At 33.5% G+C, this 26,285-nt stretch carries 20 protein-coding genes and 4 pseudogenes; 15 read left to right on the forward strand and 9 right to left on the reverse strand.

Features of this window, described 5'->3' with window-relative positions; all coding sequences use genetic code 11:
• The first annotated feature begins 188 nt into the window (after positions 1-188).
• The 4 genes and pseudogenes from tnpA (AAHF52_RS00930) to AAHF52_RS00945 all read left to right on the forward strand — a co-directional run.
• Positions 189-607, forward strand: a pseudogene (gene tnpA, locus AAHF52_RS00930) (IS200/IS605 family transposase).
• Positions 608-830: 223 nt separating this feature from the next.
• The gene (locus AAHF52_RS00935; protein ID WP_230609077.1) at positions 831-2,174 is read left to right on the forward strand and encodes an ankyrin repeat domain-containing protein; all 1,344 of its coding nucleotides are present in this window, start codon (positions 831-833) and stop codon (positions 2,172-2,174) included.
• A gap of 30 nt (positions 2,175-2,204) precedes the next feature.
• Positions 2,205-3,359, forward strand: coding sequence for a phage tail protein (locus AAHF52_RS00940; protein ID WP_096097268.1), 1,155 nt, complete (start codon positions 2,205-2,207; stop codon positions 3,357-3,359).
• Positions 3,360-3,526: 167 nt separating this feature from the next.
• Positions 3,527-4,018: pseudogene (locus AAHF52_RS00945) on the forward strand (ankyrin repeat domain-containing protein); the annotation flags it as partial.
• A 49-nt stretch (positions 4,019-4,067) separates the two neighbouring features.
• On the opposite strand, the pseudogene tnpA (AAHF52_RS00950) reads toward AAHF52_RS00945, so the two are convergent.
• Positions 4,068-4,486, reverse strand: a pseudogene (gene tnpA / locus AAHF52_RS00950) (IS200/IS605 family transposase).
• A 76-nt stretch (positions 4,487-4,562) separates the two neighbouring features.
• On the opposite strand from tnpA (AAHF52_RS00950), the pseudogene AAHF52_RS00955 reads away from it, so the two are divergent.
• The 11 genes and pseudogenes from AAHF52_RS00955 to AAHF52_RS01005 form a co-directional block, all read left to right on the forward strand.
• Positions 4,563-4,769: pseudogene (locus tag AAHF52_RS00955) on the forward strand (ankyrin repeat domain-containing protein); the annotation flags it as partial.
• A 4-nt stretch (positions 4,770-4,773) separates the two neighbouring features.
• On the forward strand, positions 4,774-5,205 hold the full coding sequence (locus AAHF52_RS00960) for a DUF2924 domain-containing protein (RefSeq protein ID WP_052264947.1): 432 nt from the start codon (positions 4,774-4,776) through the stop codon (positions 5,203-5,205).
• A 2-nt stretch (positions 5,206-5,207) separates the two neighbouring features.
• Complete coding sequence (locus AAHF52_RS00965; RefSeq protein ID WP_264376848.1) at positions 5,208-6,698, forward strand: recombinase family protein; 1,491 nt, start codon at positions 5,208-5,210, stop codon at positions 6,696-6,698.
• Positions 6,699-6,960: 262 nt separating this feature from the next.
• Complete coding sequence (locus AAHF52_RS00970; protein WP_019078870.1) at positions 6,961-7,941, forward strand: IS481 family transposase; 981 nt, start codon at positions 6,961-6,963, stop codon at positions 7,939-7,941.
• Positions 7,942-7,989: 48 nt separating this feature from the next.
• Positions 7,990-8,466, forward strand: coding sequence for a hypothetical protein (locus AAHF52_RS00975; RefSeq protein ID WP_264687678.1), 477 nt, complete (start codon positions 7,990-7,992; stop codon positions 8,464-8,466).
• 158 nt (positions 8,467-8,624) lie between these two features.
• Positions 8,625-9,611, forward strand: a complete 987-nt coding sequence (locus tag AAHF52_RS00980) for a hypothetical protein (protein WP_342068430.1) — start codon at positions 8,625-8,627, stop codon at positions 9,609-9,611.
• A 51-nt stretch (positions 9,612-9,662) separates the two neighbouring features.
• On the forward strand, positions 9,663-11,447 hold the full coding sequence (locus tag AAHF52_RS00985) for a hypothetical protein (protein WP_342068431.1): 1,785 nt from the start codon (positions 9,663-9,665) through the stop codon (positions 11,445-11,447).
• Positions 11,435-14,191 (forward strand): hypothetical protein, encoded by a 2,757-nt coding sequence (locus tag AAHF52_RS00990; protein ID WP_342068432.1) that lies wholly within the window; start codon positions 11,435-11,437, stop codon positions 14,189-14,191. The genes AAHF52_RS00985 and AAHF52_RS00990 overlap by 13 nt, the downstream gene beginning before the upstream one ends.
• A 764-nt stretch (positions 14,192-14,955) precedes the next feature.
• A complete protein-coding gene (locus AAHF52_RS00995) occupies positions 14,956-17,274 on the forward strand; it encodes a hypothetical protein (RefSeq protein ID WP_342068433.1) in 2,319 nt (772 codons plus the stop codon).
• Between the two features lie 82 nt (positions 17,275-17,356).
• Complete coding sequence (locus AAHF52_RS01000; RefSeq protein WP_342068434.1) at positions 17,357-17,482, forward strand: hypothetical protein; 126 nt, start codon at positions 17,357-17,359, stop codon at positions 17,480-17,482.
• A 161-nt stretch (positions 17,483-17,643) separates the two neighbouring features.
• Complete coding sequence (locus AAHF52_RS01005) at positions 17,644-19,557, forward strand: hypothetical protein (protein WP_342068435.1); 1,914 nt, start codon at positions 17,644-17,646, stop codon at positions 19,555-19,557.
• Between the two features lie 195 nt (positions 19,558-19,752).
• On the opposite strand, the gene AAHF52_RS01010 is transcribed toward AAHF52_RS01005, so the two are convergent.
• The 8 genes from AAHF52_RS01010 to AAHF52_RS01045 all read right to left on the reverse strand — a co-directional run bounded on the left by AAHF52_RS01010 (position 19,753) and on the right by AAHF52_RS01045 (position 26,243).
• Positions 19,753-20,268, reverse strand: coding sequence for an ankyrin repeat domain-containing protein (locus AAHF52_RS01010; RefSeq protein WP_244226858.1), 516 nt, complete (start codon positions 20,266-20,268; stop codon positions 19,753-19,755).
• 33 nt (positions 20,269-20,301) lie between these two features.
• Positions 20,302-21,252, reverse strand: a complete 951-nt coding sequence (locus AAHF52_RS01015; RefSeq protein WP_264376858.1) for a contractile injection system protein, VgrG/Pvc8 family — start codon at positions 21,250-21,252, stop codon at positions 20,302-20,304.
• Positions 21,253-21,462, reverse strand: a complete 210-nt coding sequence (locus AAHF52_RS01020) for a tail protein X (RefSeq protein WP_208571687.1) — start codon at positions 21,460-21,462, stop codon at positions 21,253-21,255. It lies immediately after the preceding gene.
• Entirely contained in the window at positions 21,459-21,806 is a 348-nt protein-coding gene (locus tag AAHF52_RS01025) for a phage tail protein (protein WP_264376859.1), read from the reverse strand. Before AAHF52_RS01025 ends, AAHF52_RS01020 begins: the two co-directional genes overlap by 4 nt.
• Position 21,807: 1 nt before the next feature.
• Positions 21,808-24,132: a phage tail tape measure protein gene (locus tag AAHF52_RS01030; protein WP_342068436.1), complete on the reverse strand. Its 2,325-nt coding sequence runs from the start codon at positions 24,130-24,132 to the stop codon at positions 21,808-21,810.
• 109 nt (positions 24,133-24,241) lie between these two features.
• The gene (locus AAHF52_RS01035) at positions 24,242-24,499 is read right to left on the reverse strand and encodes a phage tail assembly protein (RefSeq protein WP_264376465.1); all 258 of its coding nucleotides are present in this window, start codon (positions 24,497-24,499) and stop codon (positions 24,242-24,244) included.
• A 45-nt stretch (positions 24,500-24,544) separates the two neighbouring features.
• Positions 24,545-25,051 carry a phage major tail tube protein gene (locus AAHF52_RS01040; protein ID WP_264376861.1) on the reverse strand — a complete coding sequence of 169 codons (507 nt, stop codon included), beginning with the start codon at positions 25,049-25,051 and terminating at the stop codon, positions 24,545-24,547.
• A gap of 13 nt (positions 25,052-25,064) precedes the next feature.
• The gene (locus AAHF52_RS01045) at positions 25,065-26,243 is read right to left on the reverse strand and encodes a phage tail sheath subtilisin-like domain-containing protein (RefSeq protein WP_264376862.1); all 1,179 of its coding nucleotides are present in this window, start codon (positions 26,241-26,243) and stop codon (positions 25,065-25,067) included.
• Positions 26,244-26,285: the final 42 nt, after the last annotated feature.

Here is a 26,285-nt window from a genome sequence, read left to right on the forward strand (position 1 = left end):
CAAAACTGTACGTAAATCTCTCGATTTATACAGCTTCCATTATTCAGCCTTTTGACCTAACCCTAATGTCCAGTGGTAGAAAGTCTTTGGATTCTCTTCTTTTATTGTCCCAAATTTGGGAGAAAAACCCTGGACTTGAAGTCCATCCTTTTAAGAATATAATTTTAAGGTGAAAAATCTGAAAGAATGTGGAATATTATAGAAAAAGCAGTCACTCTGTATATATATCACATAGTGTGGATAACAAAATATCGATATCCAGTACTAGTTGGAGATATTGGAAAGAAAGCTAAAGAAGTTGTACAAGAAGTATGTGCAAATAATCAAGTAGAAATTATCAGAGGTAGAGTTGCGTCAAGTCATGTACACGTGTACGTTTCTGTACCCCCATACTTAAGTATTAGTAAGTTAGTGCAGTTAATAAAAGGAAAAAGTTCCAGAAAAATCCAGCAAAACTTTCCAGAGCTAAAAAAGAGATACTGGGTTGTGGGCAGTAGGCTACTTTGTCAGGACTAGCGGAAATGTAACTGACGAAATGATAAAAAATTATATTGAAAATCACTCTAAAAAAGAAGATAAATTTGGTGACTTTCAAGTCGAAAGTTAGCATTCTATGCTCTCTCTCAATCTTTGGATTTTAATCCATAGTGGTTGAATGTTGATATACTTCCCACCATAATTGTAATAAGGTATATAAACTATCACAAGTACAAATTTCTATTTGATCTTACATTTTTATTGTAATAACCTATATGAATCACACAAATAAGTTGATAATAATTAAAATATTATATATTATTATTAAGTGATATATGAATTAGAAAATAGTTATGACAGGAAAAATAGAGCAGAATATTCAATGTAATTTGGAAAATTTTGCAAGTTGGTTATCACAATTGAGTGAAGAAGAGCTTAAAAAAATAATTTATGAAAAGCACAGTATACGAAATGATGAACTTGACGTGCAAATTAAAAGAAAAATCGATGATATTGTTAAAGAAGGTCACAAAGACTGCTTGAATATGTCCAAACTGTTAATTGAAAAAGGAGTCTACTTTTATATTATAGATGAGCGCAATAACGGGTTTGATGAAGATTCTGAACCAGTGGAATGGAGAGAAAGTGTTGGACGGCTCATACCTCCAGGAAAGTTTCGATCAAGCATACCTTGTTTTCACTTAGAGAGCAATAATATCTTAGTGGGTGAAAATACTGAGCTAATGTTTGATATATCAAATTCATCTGTTGCAAAAGGTGATATTGAGAAAGATGAAAACATTAACAAGTATAGTGTACTCTATGGTAATAATCCGATTCTTCTTGCTATATCTAAAGGGTGGAATCATATTAACGAAGATGACTATAGTAGGATTTGTGATAATCTTCAGGAACACATCAATCAAGGTGAATTGATATTACCTCAATACGAGGAAAATTTGGAACGAAAGCTATGTATAAGAAATAGTATAGATGCAGAGAAAAAAATGTTAAACAAATGTTCAGGGCTTTTGAAACAAATGGATATTATAAGTAAATTACTAGAAAGAGAAGACCTTGATATAAATTGTATTCATCTTTCTAATGGTATGACACCGTTACACATAGCATGCCTTAGAGGTGATTCTCCAGAATTAATTCAAAGATTATTAGACAAAGGAGCAAATCCTGATGCTGTCAATTACAAGGGCGAGAAACCTATTGATATGATTGGCTATAGTTATGAGGACACTCAGAAAATCATAGAGAGCATAACTGGGGGATATAAATTTGAATCTGAGGAAAAGTATGATGAAAATAAATCTGTAGTTGCAACATTACCAACTCGAAAGGAAAGGGAGGATAATATTAAAGTAATAAGAGAAATATTACATGCTGCCAAAAGCCGCTCAAATACTTCTACTGTTGATGATCAAATACCTAAGTATAACAATGCAAAAAAAGCAATAACTACTTCAACATTGGTAGCTATTACAGTAATGTTTCCATTATCTATATATCTTATTGTTCAAGGAAGTTTTGTAGCAGCAGGAATAGTAGTAGGTTGTATTATTGTTGCAGCAGCTGTTCTGTACCATAGCGATAACAGTAAAGCTGATAATAAATTGCCAAGAGGATTACTTAATGATTTTAAATCTGGTCCTGAGAGCTTTAAAGAAAGGAGTTCAATACTTTAAATCACGAGTCAAATCGATAAATAAAAACTAATGTTACTACCCCCAAATGCAACAAACCAGGAGAAAGCGCTAGTAGATGCGATAGATTATAAAGTAGATCCAAGCTGTATCAAAGGATTTAAGTTTAATCTTAAAGAAGAAACATTGCCGTGGTTGATTGAGGAATATGAATTGGGGGAAATTCTACGTTGGATAAAGGATAAAAGAAAAGCCGTAGTAGAAGGAGTAAAATTTCAAAGACTGAGAGGAACTCCAGCATCACTCAAAATAGCACTAAAGTGGGCGAATATAGAAGATATTACAATTATTGAGGAGCCATCTGGCAAGCACTTTTTTGAATTACAGATAGGAATAAAAGATGTTCCAAATGACTTTTTTGTAGATGCAGTAGTAGAACTTGCAAAACTATCGTTACCAGCAAGATCGCGGCTAATGAGGATTTTCAATGATCACTATAACGTTGATAGGTTTATATTAGATGAAAGCTTTTTTGGAAATTTGTTATCGGATTACTCAGGGATAAAAATTGAAAAAGATGGACCAGTATTATCGTTTGGAAGAGTAAATTTTTTTTGGTTTAGTGGTACATCAATTAAGGTTATAGAGAGTTATCTACGTAACCATTATGAGCAAGCATTTAGTAATGACATATATCGCTTAGATGTAGCAGTACTTGGGGAAACAGAACCTCACACAAGGGATTATAAAGGCATTTATGAAAGAAATCATCAGTGGTACAATTTAAAAGCACTATATCCACTACCACAGAGCTTATTACCAGAAATAAAGTTTGCGAAAGCGCAAGTTATATTATCGGACAGTTGGAACTTAGGAGAAACAAATGCGTGCTTTCCGGTTGATAGCATAGAAGAAGAAGGAAATAAATTTGTATTGGGAAACGATAAACTTTCAGGGCAACATTGGAGTTTAAAACACAAGCCAATTTTAGAAAGATTCAGTATTACTCACAACTACAAAGTAGAAAATTATACCGATCAGAAGATTACAAGATACGGTTTAGCAGAACACAATGTTTACTATAAAAACGATTTAGAGCAAAAAGACTCAATACACGAGTTAGAAAAGCACATTTTAGTATTTTACCCAGGAGTACTGAAATGGCACGAACATCGACATTTGTACAGAAGTTGGAAAAAGAGTCAAGTAATATCTATAATAAGTTAAGTATTTATATTGAGATTCTCACATATTATATTAGTAATAGGTTAAAGTATATGAAATAAAAAGAAAGGACTTGCTTTCTTATGCTAAAACGGACATGACTTGAATAGCAGCAGGTAAATATAAGAAATTTGTCTGGCGCTGAAAAAGCTAATTTTGTGAGGTATGCAATGAGTTTTAGTAAGGTAAAGAAAGAATCTTTTAGTAAGTTTTTTAAAGAAGTATCAAGTAACGATATTAATAAAAGAAATGAAGAAGGAGAGACGATATTGCACCAAGCAGTAGAAATCTTCGATTACACAACAGTGAGGTTATTAATAAAAAAAGGGGCAGAGGTAAATGCAAGAGATAAAAGTGGTTATACACCTCTACACTGTGCAGTATTTGCGAAAAGCTTAGAAAATGTAAAAGTGCTGCTAAGGTCGGGAGCAGAAGTAAATGCCACTCAATATGTCACTGGATGTACGCCACTGCACTCTGCGTGCAAAGGAGCAGGAGTTGAAATAATAAAAGAGCTAGTAGAAGCAGGGGCTGAAATTAATCAACTAAATAAGTATGGTGCAACACCAATGTATTACATCTGGGAAAGTGAAAAGTATTGTCTGTGTGATAGCGAAGAGAGTAAAAAGGCAAGTAAATTTCTGAGAGAAAAAGGAGGAGTATTCAACCACTATGGATTAAAATCCAAAGATTGAGAGAGAGCATAGAATGCTAACTTTCGACTTGAAAGTCACCAAATTTATCTTCTTTTTTAGAGTGATTTTCAATATAATTTTTTATCATTTCGTCAGTTACATTTCCGCTAGTCCTGACAAAGTAGCCTACTGCCCACAACCCAGTATCTCTTTTTTAGCTCTGGAAAGTTTTGCTGGATTTTTCTGGAACTTTTTCCTTTTATTAACTGCACTAACTTACTAATACTTAAGTATGGGGGTACAGAAACGTATACGTGTACATGACTTGACGCAACTCTACCTCTGATAATTTCTACTTGATTATTTGCACATACTTCTTGTACAACTTCTTTAGCTTTCTTTCCAATATCTCCAACTAGTACTGGATATCGATATTTTGTTATCCACACTATGTGATATATATACAGAGTGACTGCTTTTTCTATAATATTCCACATTCTTTCAGATTTTTCACCTTAAAATTATATTCTTAAAAGGATGGACTTCAAGTCCAGGGTTTTTCTCCCAAATTTGGGACAATAAATGCACTCCATTGCACCTTGCATGTATGGTGGGGAAAGTGGAAATAGTGGAAGAGCTAGTGAAAGCTGGAGGAGAAATAGAGCAAGCGGATAAATTTGGAATGACAGCGATGGATTATGCGAAAAATAGCAAAAAGATAACCGAGGTATTAAAGAAAGAAACAGACAGAATTGAAAAGCTATTTATGAAGGGCTAAAAATATGGAGGAAGAAGTAGAAAAGAAAGTAATGAATTTAGAGAAAAAACCTTTGGGTGAACTGAGAAAAATATGGAAGAAGGTATATGGGGAAGAGGCGCCTAGGTATTCAAAGAAATATCTGATACCAAGATTAGCTTATAGAATGCAGGAAAAAGCGTATGGAGAAATGTCAAGAAAGGGGACAAAAAGACTAGAGTATCTGGCAGATCGGCTAGAGAAGGGAAAAAGAATAAGTAGTGACAAACTTCCAGTAGCAGGAACAGAGCTAATATTAGAGAGAGGGGAAGAAACGCATGCGGTAATGGTAACAGACAAGGGTTTAATCTACAAAGAAGAGTTTTATACATCATTGTCAGCAGTGGCAGGAAAAATAATGGGAATGAGCTACAACGGACCTTTATTATTTGGAATGCGTGATAAAAGTGGAAATTGAGAATGCTAAAAGAGGTGAGATGCGCAATATATACAAGAAAATCAAATGAAGACGGTCTAGAGCAAAAGTTTAATAGTCTTGATGCCCAGCGAGTAGCATGTGAAAAGTACATAAAGAGCAGAGAAGGCTGGGTAGCATTGGCCAAAAGGTACGATGATGGAGGCTTCTCAGGAAAGAATTTAGAAAGACCAGCAATAAAGGAATTATTTGAAGATGTTAAAGGAGGAGAAGTAGATTGTGTAGTAGTATATACGCTAGATAGGCTCTCAAGGGAAACAAAAGACAGCATCGAAGTAACGTCATTTTTTAGAAGGCACCGAGTAAATTTTGTAGCAGTAACGCAGATATTTGATAATAATACGCCAATGGGAAAGTTTGTACAAACGGTATTGTCAGGAGCAGCACAACTAGAAAGAGAAATGATTGTAGAAAGAGTAAAAAATAAAATAGCAACATCAAAGGAGCAGGGGTTATGGATGGGTGGAACTTTACCGCTTGGATATGATGTAAAGGATAAAGAATTAATAATAAATGAGAAAGAAGCAAAAGTGGTAAGTTATATATTTGAAAGATATTTGGAGCTGAAGTCAATGGCAGAATTGGCAAGGGAGTTAAATAGCCAAGGTTACAGAACAAAATCAGATATCTTTAAAAAAGCGACGGTGAGAAGAATAATAACAAATCCAATATATATGGGAAAAATAAGGCATTATGAGAAAGAGTATGAAGGAAAGCATGAAGCAATAATAGAAGAAGAAAAATGGCAAAAAGCACAGGAATTGATAAGGAATCAGCCATATAGAAAAGCAAAATATGAAGAAGCATTGCTAAAGGGAATAATAAAGTGCAAGAGCTGTGATGTAAATATGACTTTGACCTATGCAAAAAAGGAAAGTAAAAGGTATCGATATTATGTATGCAACAATCATTTAAGAGGAAAAAATTGTGAATCAATAAACAGAACTATAGTAGCCGGAGAAGTAGAAAAAGAAGTGATGAAGAAAGCTGAACAGCTATATGAAAAATGGAGAGAAAAGACCGAAGAAAAAATTGAAAAGTTATGGGAAAATTTAAGCTTTGGAAAGCAGAAAGAAGTAGTGAAAAAGTTAATAAAAGCAGTATTGGTGAGAGAGGATGGAATAGAGTTATATTCTGAATTAGAGGAAAAATTTATATCAATAAAGAAGAAGGGAAAGAAATGCACAGTAATTGAGCCAGAAGGAAAAACAAATAATGCGTTACTCAAAGCAGTAGTAAGAGCCTACCTGTGGAAACGGGAACTAGAAGAGGGAAAATATGGAAGTGTGAAAGAGCTGAGTGCCAAAATTAATATAGGTACAAGACGCATACAACAAATTTTAAGATTAAATTATTTAGCTCCAAAAATTAAAGAAGACATAGTAAATGGTAAACAATCGAAAGATTTAAAATTAGTTGATTTGAGAGAAATACCAATGTTATGGAGTGAGCAGATGGAGAAGTTTTATGTGTAACGCTTGATTGAGTAATTAATAAGTTATTAATGTAACTAATATATAAAAGCAAACATTGTAGAGGAATAGATATAATGTGTGTGATTCATATAGGTCATAACAACTGATTTGTCAGATTAAGTCTGAATTTTAAATAGTGTGTGATTCATATAGGTTATTACAATAAAAATGTAAGATCAAATAGAAATTTGTACTTGTGATAGTTTATATACCTTATTACAATTATGGTGGGAAGTATATCAACAATAAAAGCCGCAAGTAAATGGACTCTAAAGTTAAGCTACGCCTGAATTGGGTAAACCTATATAAAAAATTAGGTCATGCAGGAAGAGTATGTCAGCACTATAATATTTCACGCTTTACCTTACGCAAATGGTGTAAACGTTACAAGGAGTTTGGTGAAAAAGGATTAGAAAATCTTAGTAGCAGGCCTAAAACCTCACCTTTACAAAAAACCAATATATCTAGTGATCAACTTATTCTCCACTTAAGAAAAACTAGAAAATTAGGAGCAAGACGTATTCAAACTGAATTGAAACGTTTACATGATCTCTCTTTTTCATTGGCTACTATACACAAAGTTTTCAAAAAATATGATGTAAGTCTTTTACGTATTAAACGTCATTACCGCAAACAAATAAAGCGTTACAACTGTAAAGTACCAGGAGAACGTATACAGATGGATGTATGCAAAATAGCTTCTGGACTTTATCAGTATACCGCTATAGATGATTGTACACGTTATAAAGTTGTTACATTGTACCCAAGACGTACTGCAGAAAACACTCTAGATTTTCTTGAACAACTAAGAGAAAAAATGCCATTTCATTGTCAAAGAATTCAAACCGATAGAGGACAGGAATTTTTTGCTTATGGGGTGCAAGAATATTTGAAAAAATGGAAAATCAAATTTCGTCCTATCAAGCCATTTTCCCCGCATTTAAACGGTAAAGTGGAAAGAGCTCAGCGTACAGATTTAGATGAATTTTACAGTAGTGTTAACATCAAGGATCCTGACCTACAAATTAAACTCAGAGATTGGGAAAACCATTATAATAGACAACGTCCTCATAGCTCTCTTCAAGGGAAAACTCCATGGGAAAAATATAAAGAGCTAGAAAGTACAATTCCTTGTTTAAGTGAAGTGCAAAAAAATTACATTCCGTCAAAGGAGCCTTTTGTCATGCAAAATTACAAGCATGATCAAAGATTAAAGTCAATTCAAAAACACAACGTTACTTAACTATTTAAAATTCAGACTTAATCTGACAAATCAGTTGTTATGACCTATATGAATCACACACATAAAAGAAAATTAATCAAAACTGATACAGAATCAAGAGAGAAGTCGACAGATAATTTAACATTGGAAAGTAAAGCTACCGCTCAATTGCATGGAGATATTAATAAAGATAGCGAGCTAATATTTGAAACCAACAAGAAAGCTCAGAATGCTTTACCAGAGGAAGAGCCTGATGGCCCATCTCCAACTGAACTATATTTTGACAGTAAAGAAAATTCCGCAGACGAAAAATCATCAATTCAACCAATTGTAGCTGGTGTTGTTGGTGCGGTATTATTGGTAAGTTGTGTTGCATCTTATCTACTGATTGAATATTCCAAAGTACACGTTATAGCGGTAATTGGCGGGATCGTTGGGTTGGTTTGTATGGGTTTTGCCATGTATAATGCTATAAAGCCCAACACCAAGCTCGAGAGAGTAGATGAACAATCGATTACTGCTCATCCTCCTTTGAAGATAATATAAACAAGATAATTTCTTCTATACGGACCTCAATGGTGTATGCCTTCAACAAATTGTCAAGTTTTAACTCAAAATTAATTAAAAATTTATGCAAAAAAAAGTTGTTGATTTGTGGTTTAATGATAGTTAAGGTATGCTTATTGTATAGCTAGAGAGGTAAAATGCAGAGTTTTTTTGATAAGCCGTTTGAAGAACAAGTAGAAGAAATAATTAAAACTGGAGATTTGAAACTACTGCAAGCACTAATTGGTACAAGGTCACTAATTGGGTTATCGTTATATTGTTCTAGTTTTTTTCTTACTAGAACGGTTATTGCACAAGCAAAGTATCAAGCATATAATGCTCTGCTTAACGTGCTAACTGAGTATCGAAAACCAGAGAAAGAGATTTTTGTAGACAACATAAAAAGGGATATAGAAAGACAAATAAGAGAGAATGAGGTTAGATTAAGAGAAAAAGCACTTTTACCATCGTCAAGTAGCAATTTAAAATCTCTAACTAATAATAGTGATTCTGATTTAGAAAGTTATGTTCAGAAAACAGATGTATCAAATTTATGTACTTTTGACTTACCAAAAGTCATTGAAATTTATCATAACTATATTTCTCGCGAAGAGGTAAAAGAGTTAGAGAGAGTGCTATTAAAAGCAAAAGAAGTGGAAGATAAGTACTCATATATAGAAAGGCAAAAAACAGAATTACCGTATGATAGTAAAAGAAGAAAAGCGTTTAAAGTGGTTGAAGATAATAAACCTCTGTTACTTAAAATAAAGGACAAGAGTTTTTTTGATAATTGGTATGAACAGTTATTGTGTGAAGTTCTTTATGAAGCAAAAAGGAATAAGAAACATATACTACATAAAGAAATAGTAAAGCGCGGTTCTCCCTATACGGAAGATGAAATCAGTGGTGCAAAGAGCGAGCTAGGTAGTTCCTTTAACAAAGAAGCAATGAGAAGAGTAATAAATAAGTTAGTGGAAGATTATCTTAAGATTTTACCTGATAGTCTTGGAGTAAAAGAATCGTTATTGTCCAACATGGAATGTGTTGATGTCTCTGATTACCGAGGAAGAATGAATCATGAGGGAGTAAATCATAGAATTATCAGTAGAGCGAATGAGGTGATCTTAAGTGAGTCAATTATATAAAATAACCTGAGTGATGATGTAGAAAGAGGTTTACAGTATATAGTAGAAAATATGGATGTATCTCTTGTTGCGGAAGTAGAGCAAGAGATGCTAAATGAAATAGCAGAAAGAGCAGCAAGTCATAGGGAAAGAGACAATAAGAAGAAAGATTTAGAGTTGCTAGCTATATGCAATGGAGGAGAATTTCAAGATAAACTTTCTTTACCAACGGACCTGAGTTTTTCAGAGATTGAACGTCTATATAAAGACATGCTATTAATAAAGTTTACGGAACAACAAAGGGAAGAATCTCTATACGGAAAGTTACCATTGTTGGAATTAGAAGAGATAAAAGAAGCGTTTCCTGCGTCGATTACTGACGATATCTTGAAAAGTATGGAAGCAAGCCTTGGTAAGTATGTGAAGACAGCAGAGGATATAAAAAAAGAAATAGTTAATAATGTTTTTGGAAAGAAAGAGAGTGTAGAAAAGTTATATGAACTAGAGAAAGAGCTAGAATTTAGTTTTATGCAAAGACTTTTTCATCCTATCTATTATGGACAATATCAAGAGATAAAAAGTTTTGTTGAATGTAAAAGCTTTATTCACGATAACATCAAAAGCGAGAAAGATGTAAGATCGCGTGAAAAAGTTGAAGAGAAAATAGGGAAACTAGATAAAACGAAGCGGGAAGAATCAAAAAGATTGTTATTATCCTTAATTGATAATGAATTTCAAGGATTGGCAAATCAGTTAATTTCTTACAAAGATGAATTAGAAAAAAAAGCTAAAAAAGAATTTCGCCTGGCAAAGCTATTTCATCCTTCTTGTTGGGAATCTTATATAGAAAGGGAGAAGAATAGTCTTGAAATATGTGAAAAGGCTTTGAAAAAAAGTGTTGTAACAGGGGATGATGAGTTGTTCTATAAAACAATAGAAGATATCGAGAAAGACTCTAAGTATCTGTGGGTATTTCAGGTAAATAAAGGATTGTTTGAAGGTATATACAAAACTCAACATGATTCAAGAAAAAAGACGTTATCATTTAGAGAGCTAGCAGAAAAATTTATTGGCAATCGAAAAAAGTACATAGCTGAGCAACAAGATGAGTGCAAAATAAGAAAGGCAACGTTAGAACAGCATCAAGTCAACAGCGAGCTTACTGAAAAAGATATGAATAATCAGAAAGAACTTTATGCTATGGCAGCGAAAAATGAAATCTCAGAAAGAAGAGCAGAAGAAGAAAGAAGAGGTAGAGAAGAAGCAGAAGCGAGGGCTGAAGAAGAAAGAAGAGCTAAAGAGGAAGAAAGAAGAGCTAGAGAAGAAGCAGAAGCGAAAGTTGAAATGGAGAGGGCAGAGAAAAAAGCTCTTAATCTACTATACGATGAAGCAGATGATCAAGATATATCAAGAAAAAGAATAAAACAAGATAAGGAAGTGCAAAAGTTTTTAGAGTGCCAATATACTTTTCTGGTTTTAAACGAAGGTTATACAACAAAATTTAAGAACCTATGTAGAGAGTATAGGGAGTTGAAGAGGGAAATAAAAGAGCCTGACTTTGAAAGGCTATCAAAACTTGCGGATGAGTTTGATAGATTAAGCAGAAGTTTTATTGAAGGTGAGAAGGTAGGGGAAAATGTACCAGAAAGCAGAGACGGTGATATTGATAGATTAAAGCTGAGCATAGTAACGAGAGTAGTACAAGCAAGGGATGTAGCAGAGAAAGAAAAGAGGAAAGTAGAAAAAGAAAAAACAGAGGCAGAAGAGATAGTAAAACAACTGCAAATGCAAGTACCAAGTTCTGAATTTAGTGATGTAGGTCATGAGCAAATAGCAGGACCTTCTTGGCAAATATGAGAGCAGAAGAATTTCTGAGCTTTTTAGAAAAGGAAAAGCTAAAGAGCATTATATATAAAAGGCTAAAGTGGAAAGAAGATCATGTTCCAAAAAGCTCTGAAGAGTTGAAAGCTCTGATTTATGAATTTGGCAAGCTGAGAATAATTTGGTGGATGCCAAGTGTAGCTGATTGTGCTGAAGGCAAAAGATTTGCTAAGGGGCAAGTAGTATTGGCACTGTTTTTCACCGGACTATCATTATGTTCTTTGTCCAAAAAATATAAAGCTCTGTGTTTAATGGCGTTATCTTGCTACATAGGAGGCTCTTTTTTATTTTATACAAAATATATTAGGGGTTATGTGAATATTTATAAAGGGGGGATTATGCCATTTTCTTTTTATGAGGAGGCAGAAGAGTGTGTTGAAGAGGATTACATAGAATCAATAAAGGGAATAGTAAGCAGTGCAGAGTTTAGTATGCATGTGCACTATTTATTAAAAATAAAAGATGAAGGGTATAAAGACGAAGATGGAATATACCAAGCAGGGTTTAACGACTATGCATCACAATTAAGAAATAGTAATAAATTTAAGACTGAACTTGAAAAAGGTGTAGTAAAGAAGTTTTTAAGTTATGTAGAGCAAAAAAGGGAGAATAGAAAAGGTGTTGAAGAGGATATAAATAGATTGCGTTATTGTGATGAGAGAAAAGATGAGAGAAGTATTAAAGAAATATACGAAAAGTTATTTAGGTATACAAAAACGTTGTTATGGCATGTAAAGCCATATAAATCACAAGATGTGGAACTAGGTGGATTCTATGAGAGAGCAGAACGCTTGAGTGGGGATTTATCACTAGAGCAGGCTTTAAATATAGTATACATTTTACATGATGATCCTGATCAAGTACTAAGGGAACTCAAGGGTTTATTAGTTGTATATCATCCGGATAAAAACAAGCACGAAAAGGCAAGAGAAATATACGAAAAAGTTGAGCTGATATATAAGGCAGTGAGTGCAATATTAAAAGTTCATGAAAGGCATTTTGGTGACACTATATTCTGTAAATTTAAAATGTTTTTGGGAAAGAAGTTAAAAGATATTGATGAGAATAGTGTGTATGAGGAAATTATTTCGACGCATAAGACGTTAGAAATGAAACAATATTTCGAAAAGAAGGAAATAATTGCAGAAATAAGAGATCAAATGCTAGAACAATACAGAGAGTTGATAAAATTAGACGATATAGTTTTAGAGAAGAGAATAACGTACCCTAATCCAAAACAATACATAGGAGCTGAAGGTAAAGAATCACAATTGAAAAGAGAGTACAAAAATCAGGAAGAAGGAATACAGAAGATCTCTAAACTAAAAGAAGAAATAGAGGAAAAGATAGAAGGCTTAAGTAAAAAGTTAAGAGTAGCAGTAGAAGAGATATTAGACGTATGTTCTGTAATAAAAGAGAGGTGCAATGATGAAATAGGAAAACAGAGTGTGGTTGGTGCTAATAAAGATGCTTTTAATGAGTACTATAGTAAGAAGAAAATAGAGAGCTTCAAAAAGATGTTAGACGAGCTAGAGGAGGAAGAAAAAGAGATGGGAACTTTTTTAATAAGGTTAAAAGGCAAGAATTTTTTCAGCATGTTAAGTAATAAAGATGCTAGAGGATTGTTTAATGTGGCAAAGAAAGGAGTAATGAACCCTTTAGATACGTTGAAAAGTGGTTTGAAAACAGCAAGGGAATTACCTTCAATACTTTCTTTAGAGACAGAATACGACTATATAAAATATTATGATGAGCTACATGGGAAGTATAAAAATGCAATAAAGGAGGTGGAGTGTTATAAAGTAAAGAAGGAAAAAGGTGGCAAGCTCGTTTTTTATGAAGAAGTATTAAAAAGGCAAGGAACTGATTCACTAAGTCGTAAATTTGAGGTAGTAGATTGTAAAGCTAAGTTGGAGGATTTAAGATCAGAAAATTCAGAAAATAATGAGTCAAGTAAGAAATTTAAGACACAGCAAGAATTGGAGAGAGAAGCGAAAGAGAACTTGTTAACGACTAAGGATCTGAAGAAAAAATCAGTAGAAACAAGAAAAGAGATTGAGAAGTTAAGAAGTAAGAATGAAATCTCAGAAAGAAGAGCAGAAGAAGAAAGAAGAGCTAGAGAAGAAGCAGAAGCGAGGGCTGAAGAAGAAAGAAGAGCTAAAGAGGAAGAAAGAAGAGCTAGAGAAGAAGCAGAAGCGAAAGTTGAAATGGAAAGGGCAGAGAAAAAAGCTCTTAATCTACTATACGATGAAGCAGATGATAAAGATATATCAAGAAAAAGAATAAAACAAAATAAGGAAGTACAAAAGTTTTTAGAGTGCCAATATACTTTTCTGGTTTTAAACGAAGGTTATATAACAAAATTTAAGAACCTATGTAGAGAGTATAGAGAGTTGAAGAGAGAAATAAAAGAGCCTGACTTTGAAAGGTTATCAAAACTTGCAAATGAGTTTGATAAATTAAGCAGAAGTTTTATTGAAGGCGAGAAGGTAGGGGAAAATGTACCAGAAAGCAGAGATGGTGATATTGACAGATTAAAGCTGAGCATAGTAACGAGAGTAGTACAAGCAAGGGATGTAGCAGAGAAAGAAAAGAGGAAAGTAGAAAAAGAAAAAACAGAGGCAGAAGAGATAGTAAAACAACTGCAAATGCAAGTACCAGATACTACATTTAGTAGTGTAAGTCATGAACCGGTTGCAGGACCTTCTTGGTGGATATGAAAGACTTAAAATTTTTGAAAGGCTTGAACTAATATAGAAAAGATTTTATAAAAATATCAGCCTATGAGTGCCATGATAAATTGAATTATTTACTTTCTCCAAAAAACATAAAAAGATCGTATATTTGTGAGAACAATTTAAGCAAAAGCTGCGTTATGAAAATAGAAGCTTGAAATTTTTGCAACAAAGCCAAGTAAATTGGTTCGCATGTAAATATGGCTGAAGTAGGCTAATATAGCTGCTTTTACTATATAATAAATTGATATAAAGAAAAGTTCGCACGGATCTAGCGGTAGACCATGAGATCCCAAAACAAACTCTTCTCACGGCCCTTGGTTTTGGTTGCTGGAAGTAGTTGTGTTTTTTAAGTTTTTAGCAATATTTATTCCTAGATTAATAACAGATTTATCTAAGAATGAAGAAGAATTAAGGTAAATTTATAGCAAAGATATAATAAAATAAACATAATCTTGCTTGTCAGCGCTAGTTTCAACTTTAAAAACATAAGCCTAGTGACTCAATTAAAGCTTGCATTTCAAAAAACGTAAAACAAATTTATGGATTATTAATGTGATGCTAATAGGCTGTTAATAGAATAAAATTATCGGATTATACTGACTGCTAATTTGTAGCTATTATTGCGATCTCTTGAATATTATATCTAATACTCTGGACTCATACATTGAGTCATAAAATTTAACTTGCTTATTTTTGAATACCATCAATAATTAAGAAAGTGATAATGGAAGCAAGGAGTGTTTTTTATGTTAGGCAAAGAGCGTTCGAAACGATTACGAGATGCTAGAACTACCCCATCAGAACAAAGTAGTGGTTCAAGGAGTTCAGCCAAGGAAAGTCCTGAAGCTGGTTCTAGCTCTGGAAAACGGAGGCGTTGTGTTGACGTAGTATCGAAGAGGCTGCACAATGAGGAAACTAAATTTGCTAAAAGTGTGATTGGTAGAGATGGAATACCTGAATTTGATCAGTTCTTAGATTGTTTAATTAGAGAAAAAAGACTAGAAATTCTGAAAAGAAATGGAATAAACCCAGCTAATATGTCCAGTATTTTACATAGAGCACGAGCTAATGCTGCAAAAGCTTTTAAAGAATTATATGACCTTTGGTTTGATGTAGAAGGAAATAAAACTCAATACTTAAAAACTCTAGAAAAAGAAAGAGTAAATCTATCTAGTGTCTCCAGTATTTTAAGTAAGGCAGGAGCTAATGCTGTAAAAGCTTTTAAAGAATTATACGATCTTTGGTTTGATACAGAAGGAAAAAAAACACGATACTTAATAAAACTAGAAGAAAGTGGAGTAGATCTAGTTCGTATGTCTAGTATTTTGCATGGAGCAGGAGCTAATGCTCCTAGAGCTTTTAAAGAATTATACGATCTTTGGTTTGATACAGAAGGAAAAAAAACACGATACTTAATAAAACTAGAAGAAAGTGGAGTAGATCTAGTTCGTATGTCTAGTATCTTAAGTGGAGTAGGAGCTAATGCTACAAAAGCTTTTAAAGAATTATATGACCTTTGGTTTGATGCAGAAGGAAATAAAACTCAATATTTAAAAACTCTAGAAAAAGAAAGAGTAAATCTATCTAATGTATCAAGTATTTTAGGTAAAGCAGGAGCTAATGCTGCAAAAGCTTTTAAAGAATTATACGATCTTTGGTTTGATACAGAAGGAAAAAAAACACGATACTTAATAAAACTAGAAGAAAGTGGAGTAGATCTAGTTCGTATGTCTAGTATCTTAAGTGGAGTAGGAGCTAATGCTACAAAAGCTTTTAAAGAATTATATGACCTTTGGTTTGATGCAGAAGGAAATAAAACTCAATATTTAAAAACTCTAGAAAAAGAAAGAGTAAATCTATCTAATGTATCAAGTATTTTAGGTAAAGCAGGAGCTAATGCTGCAAAAGCTTTTAAAGAATTATATGATCTTTGGTTTGATCAGAACGGAAAAAAGACACGATATTTAAAAACTCTAGAAAAAGAAGGAATAAATCTATCTAATATATCGAGTGTTTTAGGTGGAGCGGGAGCTAATGCTGCAAAAGCTTTTAAAGAATTATATGACCTTTGGTTTGATGCAGAAGGAAATAAAACTCAATATTTAGAGCACTTTATTAAGAACAAAGATGGGAAAGAAGGTTTTACGTTACATAACTTATCTGGTATGTTAAGTAGAGCAGGAGTTAATGCTAAGGGTGCTTTTAAAAAATTGCATGATCTGTGTTTTAATGAAAAAGGGGAAAGAACAGAACTTTTAGATGATTTCTATAGGGAAGGTTTTAAGCCAAGCAACTTATCCTGTATGTTATGTGGATCAGGGGTTCATACTTCTTCTAATTTAAAAAAGTTGCATAGTGTTTGTTTTAATGAGAAAAGGGAAAAAACAAAGCTTTTAGATGATTTATATAAGGGAGGTTTTAGGCCATGTGATTTATGTAGTATACTGAGTGGATCAGCTGATAGTTTAAAAAAATTTCATAATTTTTGTTTTATAGGAGAGACAAAAAAGTATTTATACCATTTTTTAAATAAAGAAGGGGGTTTTACAGCAAGTAATTTATCTGGGATATTACACGGAGCAAAAGCTAATATTTGTTCTGCTTTAAAAAATTTTCATGATGTTTGTTTTGATGAGACGGGAAACGTAACACAGCTTTTAGATGATTTTTATAAGGAAGGTTTTAGGCCGAATTATCTATCAAATGTATTATCCATGGCAGGAAATAATGCCTCTTCTATTTTAAGAAATTTTCACACATCATGTTTTAAAGAAAATTATTTAAATCACTTCCTCACCGAGGAAAAACTTTTTACGCCGAAAAATTTATCAAATAAGATATTATATGGAGTAGGGATTAATGTTTGTCACATTTTTGAGAAGTTACATGATCTTTGTTTTGATAAGGCAGGAAATAAAACAGAATATTTAAACAATCTTATCAAAGATAATCGGCGTGAGGTATTTAGTATACTATATGAAAAAGTTAGAAGAGTTCCTTTTACTCCCTTGGATGATATATCGCTTCAACAACAGAATATTAGTGGAATAGGGAAAAGCAAATAAGAAGATGTCAATGATCTTGCGCGGTAGACCAACTGATTCCAAGAAAAATTGTTCTCACCGCTCTTGGGTTTGAGTGGTAGAAATGGTTATATTGTTTAAGTTTTTAAAGATATATAATGCTAAATTAATAGAGATTGATTTAAGAATAGCAAAGAGAAATCGAAATAAAAAACATCTCTTTTCTTTCGTTTTGGTTGGCTTTAATTAAGTTCTCTTTAGAACACCACTATCAACTATATCGCTAACATCTATGGATGATTAAATTTTTATTAACGAAATATATTGAATTGTAACAATATTTTAGTAATATTATGATGAAGGTTGTACAATTCAAATAGTTATTAAGATAGATATTGATAGGTAAAACTTATGCAAGTTCAACAAGATCAAAGCTATGACGTGATAGGAGCTCCTAGACAAGTTACTAGGGATCCTATTTCAATTTTTAAACTCATAAAAGAAGAAAATAGCGGAAAGAAAGAAGAACGTGAAAAACTGTTAAAGAAATTAAGAGAAGAATTACCTAACGGCTTTAAAATAGGAGCTGCTGTAGGTAAAGGGGATTGTTTTTTTGATTCAGCTGCTCAAGGGTTGAATGAACTAAAAAGTAATGGTCTGATTACAAGTGATAAAGGGTTTAACGCAAAGTCTTTACGGAGAAGCTGCAAGGAATATGCACAGAAAGAATTGAGTGCTCTGCAAAATGATTCATGGTTGAATAAGTCTCTAAATAGAGAGAGTGAGAAACTTCTTGAATATATACCACGTATTGAATTCACTGCAGAAGATATTAAAAATCCTAGTTCTGATTCAGAGGTAAAAATTCTAAAGTTGAAAGATGCTATATGGGGAAGACTTAAAATTGAAGGAAAAATGATATGTGAAGAGTATGGCGTGAAAATTAAGGTTATAGAATTGAGAGGTGAAGAGATAGATGGATTACATGTCACTGAAGATGATGTAGGTACAGGTGATAATATTATTTATATAGTGAATTACAGGAACCATTTTGTACCACTTCTTAGTAGCATTGAAAAAGATATTGAAGAAGCTATAGAAGTTTCTAGGGAAGAGATTTATGGTGTAGTAGGTGATAGAAACAGTCCTTCTTTGATTTATGATTTTGAGGAAAGAGCAGAACAACAGTTACAAGTGCAGGCTCAATCTAATCACCATTCTTTACAAGACAAAATTCATCTTACTGCAATTGATATTTACCATCGACTAAATCAAGTAACATTCGGTAGTGATGATTCAGGTAATTCTGGAAAATGGTCAGATATTGATCATATAAACAATTTTATGAATAAGGCGATTGCAAATAATGATAATCAGCTTGCCTATTATATTGGTCCTATTAACTTCGGGTTTAATAAAGAGGAAGCTGTTAGAGATTCACTGAAACATATTTGTCAAAGAGTTGGAGATGGTTCTGCAATAAATGATCATTATGGTACTGAGTTAGATAAGCCTTTTATTTTTATAGCTAACACTGAAACAGTTTTGACTAATGATTCTACTGGTATTGATAAAAAAGAAGGAGGTTCTCACTGGATTAGCTGGGTATTGCTGCCTAAAAAATATAGAAATTTATTGGGTGAAGAAATAAATAATGATCAGTATCAACTTTTCTTTTTTGATTCTCTTGCTGAAAAAAAGGTTCCTGAAAGATTAAAGGAAGGTTTGACTAAGGGTACAACCTTTGTGGAGGATCAGACTACCTTAGCATTGCTCCCTTTTTGTAAAGAGAACGAAATAGTTTTTAATGATAATAATCAACTAACTGGTCAGCAAATGAATGGAAGTGACTGTGGTTGGTGGGCAGTTTATTATGCGTTGATGACTGTTTATACTGGAGGAGTAGAGTTTTTAAACACTTGGCAAGGAAAGAAGCTATCTGCAGTACCTTTGCGTAATATAATGAACTTACAAGAGGCTAATATTATAGAGCAGGAATCCTTGCAAAATAAGGAAAATCGTTTACCAGATCGAAGAAATGGGGAACATAGAAGTGGTTCTATAAATGAGATACAAAGGAAGTCATCAAGATTAGAAGAAAGAACTAGTACAAAGAGTCAGAATAAGAGGAGTCATGCTTCAGGTAGTCGTCTTCTAGATGAAGATTTTGAAAAGAACTTGACAGGTAATGATTACCAACTTTGTCTTAAAAATTACACTATCTCGGATATTGCAAAGCACATCTATGGATGGACTGAAAGTAGTAATATAATTATTACTGTGATTGGGATTTTTTGTTTTTGCATGCTTTTTCTGATTGTATAATAAAAGACTTTCAATTATTTCTTGTTTGGTAGTGTTCATAAGCGTCAAGTTAAGTGCAAGCGGCATAAGAAGGAAAATGGAAAAAACTATTTTAGAAATTGAGTAATAAGGTTAGTAATTTATGGATCAATCTAAAAAAATTATCTTAAACTTGACATGTATAAATATTTCCTATTGTTTCCCAGTTACGAAATATTACTGCTCAGATTTGTGTTCCTTTTCAGCATTATAGAGCAAGTGTATAATTTCATCGTATGGTTTATCTTTATTGTGCCGTGATCTTAGCACAGCTACATCTCTTGGGTTTTTTCCATCTTTATTTCTGATTGTAGGATTTGCACCTTTCTCCAATAAAAACCTTATGATTTCTAAATCCCCTCGATACGCAGCATTGTGAAGTGCTGTACTTCCATACCCGTTGATAATATTTACATTAATTCCTTCGTCTATCAGAAATTTGACAACTTCTAAGCATCCTTCTCCTGCAGCATAATGTAGTGTAGTAAGTTTAAAAATTTGCGTATCTATATCTAATAAATTTTTTACTGAAAACTTCGCAATTTCTAAGTTACAATTTTCAGATGCAATCCGCAATATTGTTTTATAATTATCTGTAGCTTTTGCTTTCGTATAGCAATAGGTAATAATAACACATACTACTGTTACTATAAACCACCAAAAATGTAGCTTATTTCTTGAGTCTCTGTTCATATTCAATACTTTTTTCAACATTAAACATTTGGTTTACTGATTTTTTCTTAACGTTGATGCTGATAACACAGTGCGATAACCTGAACTATCTAACACATGTTCTGCTCTGTCAATTATCCATTCACCGTCTATATCTTGATGAAACCCTAACAAGCTAAGTTTCGCCTCTGCAAATAGTTCTGGATTACCAGGCATAGTGATATCCAATACTGCATTATTTCGCTTTAGTTGTTTTAACTTAGCATTTGCTGCACTTAGTGCTGATTCTACATTAGAGTAAAGCGTTTGTATGGTATAACTTGGACTACCAGAGCCAACTGTTTCTGATATAGTTTCACCCTTTTCATAGCTATGCCATTTTGCAACCACTGAGTTGTACCTACTCACGGTAAAATGCACTTTCCAATTGATTGTGTCTTGAGGTCTAATAGCTGTTGTTCCTAAAGCTTTTCCAGTTGCCGACTTTGCTTTGCCTTTGGGAATAAAGAGTATGTATCCGCCAGCTAGCTTTGCCATTGCTCCGTATTCTATTGCTATTTTTGTTAATAAACTTATATCACTTTCTTCTATTTGGTTAATATGTGGAATCAACACATTTTCAAACTCTTCTGCAACTCCGTACCCATATCCGTGCTTTTCTGCTATTTCCTTAACCAAGTTACCTAAAGTAATTTGATGCCATTCCTTAGATACTTTCTCTTTTAATGACAGTCTTAAATTTGTTGCATGGGCTTTTATTAGTAAGGTTTTAGGTGGACTCTGCACCGTAATTTCATTAACTGTATATACACCCATTGGCATTACTCCGATTTCCCTGTACCCTAAAGAAATATTCAATTCATTAGGAATATCTATGTCTTTGTCCCTATAATCAACATGTACTTCAACTACATTGTCTATTGTCCCAGATTCATCGGTAAGGCGCAATGATATGACTCTATCTTTAACTGATTCACATTTATCTATTATAAAATCTGGCTGCATTTATTCCCAGACCTTTAATTTTGACTTTTGTACTGGTTTCTGAATAGTAGGAAGCTTTATCTTTAATCCTGCAGGCAAAAAGCTTCCGTATTCTGCCAAACCTAAGTTCTCTGCTAGTACTAATTCCACTACTCCATCCGTAAATCCGTAATGTTTCCAGCAAATCAGATCTAGCATTTCTCCTTCTTTGGCTAAGTAATATATAATCATCTATAGCTCTTCAAACTCAAACTAAATTCAACTTTTCTTGGTAGTCCACTAGGTAAAAAATACATCTGCTTTTCTTCTAACCTGGTAATTACGAACTGTCCTAAAATATTACCTAAACTATCTACTAAAATATGTGGTTTTTCAGCTTCTCTCATATTCTTTAATTGATTTAGCCCATTGAGATTATGTAGATAAATCGTTCCTTCTAAATCTATATCTTCTATACCTTGACCGATATTTTGTAATAGTGGCATATTTTCAATACACTCAATTGTGCTCCAACGATTCTCTCTATTATACTTTAAACTTCTTGGAACAAATTTATACGGGCCAAGAGACAACATTTTAATAAACAGGGTCTATGGTATCAAACAGAACATCACGTGATTTTTCTCTTATCCTTTTTATTACTTCATCAGCAAGGCTACGAACATCTTGATTTGGTGCTGCTTGTACACTTATGTTGAAATAACTATGTTGAGTTTGGTTAAAAGTTTTATTTTCATATTTGCTTTTTACGTACTCTTTTAGATTGAGATCTTTCTCATCTGCTATAGATTTCTTTTCTGCAATAGCATGTTTAATTTTGAATCCTTCAACATTATTCCAGCTATTTTTAGAAATTCCTTTCATCACACTATTATTTGATAAAGGATTCCCATTATTAAAAACACTATTTTTAGAAAGTAAATTGCTAGCTTCTCCATCAACTAACGAAATAACAGTTTTTCTCTTCTCAAATTCTTTTATTGGACTATTTTCTGATACTTTCCAAAATACGCTACTAACTGTATCTCCCATCCATGAAAAAGCCTCTCCTATCGGTTTTATGATTGATTTCCAAAAACTAGCAAAGAATTCCTTCACTTTTTGCCAGTGAGTGATAACAAGTGCTGCACCAGTGACAAGTCCAGCAATTAAAAGCCCTATAGGATTACTCATTACAGCAAGCGTTATTGCTCTTAGCCCTGTTATTACTGCAGGAAAAACTATACTTGATAAAGATGAAAATGTTGCAAGTATTTTTGCCCTTAAACCGAGAACTGTACTTGCTAAAAAAGTAAACCCATAACCTAAGCCTACTACTAAGATTTTCAAACTTATTAAAGCTGCTATAGTTCCCATGATTGCTGTAGTTAAGGTTGGATATTTTTCTGCAAATAAGGCTATGCTCCTAGTTTTTTCTTGTAAAAATTCAGCTATAAATTTTAAAGTAGGCAGCATCACCGAGCCCAGGTTCATACCAACTTCAGCTATTGCATTTCGAAGGAGTCTTAATTTATTGGCTGTAGTGTCTGCACGATTTTTGAATTCTTTTTGCAGAGAGCTTCCGTACTTTTCTGTGTTAGCCAATAACTTTATTGCATCCTCATACTTATTAAAACTTCCAGCTAATAATGCAATATCATCTTGATATTCCTGACCGAAAAGTTTCATCAGGATTGTAGAACGTTCCTGATTATCCATTTTCTTTAGAGTTTGAAAAAAGTAGAGTAATGCTTCTTCCCCATTTTCACTTATTCTTTGCACCATTTCTTCTGTGGCTATACCCATTTCTTCTAGCGCTGCCTTAAATTCTTTTCCTTGTCCTTCAGCAGTTTGAAGCTTAGAAAGTAAAGCATTTATAGCAGTTGCAGCTTTTGCTGGTTGTTTGCCTAAACTAATGAAAGCATTTACTAAACTGCTTGTTTGTTCAAACTTTAATCCAAACTGCTTTGCAGTACCACCAACTATTGCTAGAGCTTCAACCATATCTTTTGCTTTAGCAGCAGTGTTATCTGATAAGTGGTTGATTACATTACCAACGTGCTCCATTTCACTAACATCAATTCCATAAACGTTAGAGAGTTTAGCTATGGAATCACCTGCTTGCTCTGCAGACATATCAAATGCTGTAGACATTTTTGCCACCGTTTCTGTAAATTTGAAAAGATCTTCTTTTTTGATACCAAGTTGACCACCACTTGCAGCTATTTGTGCCAGTTCTGCGGCTGATAATGGTATAGTACGTGACATCTCTTTTAACTTTTTTGCAAATTTATCAGCTTCCTTTGTCTTTTCATCAAAATCAACTACTTTTGTAACATCAGCCATAGCACTTTCAAAGTCAATTGCAACTTTAACTGGAGCTGCAAGCGTTAGCCCTAGCCCAATAGTCTCTATAATTTGTGACTTAAAATGTGCTTTGCTTGCTAAAAAACTTTGGTGACTACGTATTGCAGATCCAAGCTTACCATACTTACCTTTTAATACTTCAATAGAAGAGCCAAGTTTATGTTGGTCACTTACTAAGTACTTAATATTTCTTCCACTTTTTCTTACTTCTTCACTAAATGAATGCAAAACATCTCTCTTTTTCAAATATGCTTCTTTTGCTTTTATTGCGGAGGTTTTGGCCTTGTCAAATTCTGCTTTTAAAGTTTTGCTCGGTTTCTCTATTGCCTTCATTTGTTTAGCTAAAGATTTTACTTGATCTTCAAAGCCTTTCCATGACCTCTTGCTAGTCAAAACATCATGACCTAACTGCTTAAACTTTGATACTGATTTTAAAGATGAGTCAAGCTTTCTTATATTCTCACCAAGATGAGTAAGTTGACTGCTACTTCCTTTTATTACAGTACTGAAACTGCCATCTAGGACTGCTCCAATTTTTATAGATAACGTTGACATTGTACCTTCCTCGCTGCTTTATGCCATAAGATAAATTCATTAATCTCCATATCAAGTATTTGTTCAACCCCGCCTCCTACAACAGAGCTGAACATTAATACTTCTAATCTCAAGTTTTTTGGATAATCGGTGAAAAAAAATCCTTTAATACCTCTTGCACTTTTACATAATCAGCAATATCTAACTCTTCAATTGCTTCTTTTGCAACTGATGTCAGGTTGGCAGTCAAAGTTACTTCCTTACTTAGATCACTACCATTAAGTCTCTCAATAGCTAGATAATCTCTAACTTTTGGACGTCTAATGGTAAGCTCTGAGATAGAAATACCATCAACTGTTATTGGATTATCAAGTTTTACTGTTGTCATACTTTCTCCTAAAAAATAAAATTCTAAAATCTTTTAAAACTAAACCTAAATACCTAAAACCGTTTGCAGCAAGGCCATTTGATCAACACCATTTATCTTTCTAATCATATTTTCAGCATCGATTTCTATCAGCTCATTGCCACCCATCGTAAGTTTATAATAATGGGCAGCTACAGTGCATTTGAGAGTGGCTTTTTCTGCTGGCTTCCAACTGCCAAAATCAAATTCTTTAAAAATGCCTCTTAAATTGATTATTACAGCTTCAATATCATTACTACCACTACCTTGCATTCCACCTCTGAGTGTCAAAGCTACTGAATTTCCATTTATCAACCCAAATAGCCGAAAGAGCTCTGTATCGTATTCAGAAAAAGTGAAATCTGCTTCAAGCTTTTCCATGCCCATGTCAATATTTATTGGGATATCCATACCACCAGCTCTATATTCTTCAGTTTTTATGGTAAGCTTTGGTAGGGTAATTTCATCTATTTTTCCTGCGTAACCCCGACCATCTACGAATACGTTAAAATTCTTTAAAATCTTCGGTAACATTTTTTCCTCTTTTTTATAATATTGTACCACCCACAAGATGTGACCTGAAAGTAATCTGTTCTGCTGGATATGGTGGTGTAAACTCAAAGTCAAAGTATACTTTTCCACTTGCAATGTTTGTTGGTGTATTGAGTTCTGGGGTTGCATAACATTTTCCGCTAATAATCGCCCCTTGTGCTTTTAAACTTGCCAGATAAGAATTCACCCCCTCAATTACATCATCTATATAAGTTTTGGTGATATTGCGATCAACTGCCCATAAATGAGCTCGAAGTAAACTATCATTGATTAAATCTGCAGTCCTTCTCACTGACAGAAAAGCCCATTTTGAGTCATTTGAACATGTTCTATTTCCCCAAAGCCTATAGCCATTTTGATGAATTATCGTTGTTACTTCATTTTCATTCAAGTGGTTTGCTCTACAATTTGTATTACCGAGCGTAAAATCAATAGGCCTGCTTGTTCCAACAATACCATTTATCTCTTTGTTTGAAGGTGAATGCCAAAATCCTTGCTCACTATCTACTTTCGCTATTAAACCAGCTACAAATGGGCTTACTGGCAAAATTTCTTCTTTTCCTTCAATAAATACCTTAACCCAAGGATCAACTACGTACACTCTTGAGCTGCCTACACTTTTTCTCCATTTTATTACTTCTTCATCATTGGTATTTGATCCATCTGCTACTATTATTGCTCTTAGCTTTTCTGCTATAGGAATTAAAGCGCTAACCACTGGATTTCCAGCATCTCCAGATAATTGATGAGTAAACTGAGGTGCAATTAGTATTCTTGGCGCAACATGAACTATGCTTTCACTACTGAGGAATGCCTCTATCCCTTGATACTCTCCAGTCTCTTTATCAACACCGCCAATTATATTTTTCAGCGTCTCTTCTTCTTTTAATTTTGGATCGCTGTTTTCACTTTCTTCAACTCTAATTACTACTATTGTTGCACCAATTTGGGAAAATATTCCGTTTATTGCAGAAGGTAAACTGCCACTCTTTCCAAGCTTTGCTGCTTCCTTCAAGCTTCCTGCAATTAACACTGGTTTATTCAGTGGAAATTTTTGCCCATCTGCTTCAGGTGCGGTACCAATTACACCTATCACTGATGATTTAGCTGTACGTACTGTTTTTGCCCCTGAGGTTACCTCTATAACATTTACTCCGTGTTGTAAGTTAAACATATGATATAAATAAATAAGAGAGAAAGATAACCCTACTCACTA

It is taken from the genome of Wolbachia endosymbiont (group B) of Melanargia galathea, assembly GCF_964030625.1.
In the GTDB taxonomy this organism is placed as follows: domain Bacteria; phylum Pseudomonadota; class Alphaproteobacteria; order Rickettsiales; family Anaplasmataceae; genus Wolbachia.